Source organism: Streptomyces silaceus (assembly GCF_001419745.1).
Classification (GTDB): Bacteria; Actinomycetota; Actinomycetes; order Streptomycetales; family Streptomycetaceae; genus Streptomyces; species Streptomyces silaceus.
The window spans coordinates 1-2,154 of the sequence record NZ_LIRJ01000661.1; the positions used below are offsets into that span (position 1 = coordinate 1).

1 protein-coding gene is annotated in these 2,154 nt (G+C 72.1%); it reads left to right on the forward strand.

What is annotated here, in order from left to right; all coding sequences use genetic code 11:
* Nucleotides 1–90 precede the first annotated feature (90 nt).
* The gene (locus AOK22_RS38390) at nt 91–2,064 is read left to right on the forward strand and encodes a peptidoglycan D,D-transpeptidase FtsI family protein (RefSeq protein ID WP_079037114.1); all 1,974 of its coding nucleotides are present in this window, start codon (nt 91–93) and stop codon (nt 2,062–2,064) included.
* Nucleotides 2,065–2,154 lie beyond the last annotated feature (90 nt).

Genomic DNA, 2,154 nt, shown 5'->3' on the forward strand with positions numbered 1-2,154 from the left:
GCGCAGCCGAGCGCCGTCCCGCAGCCCGCCCCGGCCTCCGCACAGCCCACGAAGCCCGGCCCCACGACGACCCCCGGCAGGTGACGTTCAGTGTCCGACAGGGAACCCCCGCGGCGCCGGGTGCCAGGACCCGCGGGGCCCGCGCGCCCCGCCAGGCCCGCCGCGCCCCGCCGCCCGGCGTCCGGCGGGCGCCCCGCAGGCCGCCGCCCCGACGCCCGCAGGCCCGCCGCCAAGAGCCGGACCCGGACCATCCGCCTGGGCAGCCCCCGGCCGCGCCTGCGCATGGTCAGTCTCGGCCTGACGCTGGTGATGCTGGCCTTCGTCGTACGGCTGCTCCAGGTCCAGGCCGTCGACGCGAGCGCGTACGCGGCCAAGGCGGAGAAGAACCGCTACTTCACGCACACCCTGGCCGCCGAGCGCGGCCGGATCACCGACCGCGGCGGCGTCGAACTCGCCGCCAGCGTGGACGCGTACGACATCACGGCCGACCCCACGCTCTTCGCGCCGAAGGAGACCAGGACCAAGGACGCGCCCGAGCAGGCGGCCGCGCTGCTCGCGCCCATCCTCGGCAAGGACGCCGACGAGCTCGCCAAGAAGCTCAGGACGCCGGACACGCGCTACGTCCTGCTGGCCCGCCGCCAGACCCCGCAGGTCTGGAAGCAGATCAAGGACCTGCGCGGCGCGCTCGCCGAGAAGGCGGGCGCCGACCCCGGATCCCCGAACGTCCTCGCCGGCGTCCTCGCCGACCCGAGCAGCAAGCGGGTCTACCCGAACGACGACCTGGCCGCCGGGATACTGGGCTGGGTCAACGCCGACGGCAAGGGCGCGGGCGGCCTGGAGCAGCAGCTCGACAAGCGGCTCGCGGGCGAGGACGGCAAGATCCGCTACGCCCAGTCCGGTGGCCGGCGCGTGCCGACCGCGGGCTCCACGGAGACGCCCGCCGTGCCCGGCTCCGACGTCGAGCTCACCATCGACCGCGACATCCAGTGGGCCGCGCAGAACGCCATCACCGAGCAGGTCAAGAAGTCCAAGGCGGACCGCGGTTACGTGATAGTGCAGGACACGCAGACCGGCGAGGTCCTGGCCATGGCCAACGCCCCCGGCTTCGATCCGAACGACCTCTCGCAGGCCAACGGCGCCGCCCTCGGCAACGCCGCGCTCCAGGACGCCTTCGAGCCCGGCTCCACCGCCAAGGTCATGTCGATGGCCGCCGTCCTGGAGGAGAACGCGGCCACGCCCGGCACGCACGTCACCGTGCCCAACCGGCTGCACCGCGGCGACCGCCTCTTCCAGGACGACATCGACCACCCGACCTGGCACCTCACGCTCAACGGCGTGCTCGCCAAGTCGTCCAACATCGGCACGATCCTGGCCACCGGCGAGCTCGGCAAGACCCAGCGCGAGGCCAACGACGTCCTCTACTCGTATCTGCGCAAGTTCGGCATCGGCAAGGACACCGGGCTCGGCTTCCCCGGCGAGACCTCCGGAATCCTCGCGCCCGCCGAGAAGTGGTCCACCTCGCAGCAGTTCACGATCCCCTTCGGCCAGGGCGTCTCGATCAACGCGATGCAGGCGACCTCGGTCTACTCGACCATCGCCAACGGCGGCGTACGCGTCGAGCCCACGCTGGTGCGCGGCACGAAGGGCCCCGACGGCCGCTTCCAGCCCGCGTCCAAGCCGAAGAAGACCCGCGTGGTCAGCGACAGGACCGCGAAGACCGTGGCACACATGCTCGAATCCGTCGTCGACGACGAAGAGGGCACCGGCACCAAGGCCCGCATCCCCGGCTACCGCGTCGCGGGCAAGACCGGCACGGCCAACCGGGTCGACCCCATGACCGGCCGCTACAAGGGCTACACCTCGTCGTTCGCCGGCTTCGCACCCGCCGACAAGCCGCGCGTCACCGTCTACTGCGCCATCCAGAACGCCACCAAGGGCAGCTACTTCGGTGGCCAGATCTGCGGTCCCATCTACAAGGAAGTGATGGAGTTCGCCCTCAAGACGCTCCAAGTACCGCCCACCGGAAGCACGCCGGCCCGTCTTCCGGTGACCTTCAAGCCCTGAGACCCACCAGGAACAGCTCGTGACAACCATCACGCCCGGCCCGGGGAACCACCCCTCGCCACACCGCCCGCCCACCCGTCTCCCGCCACC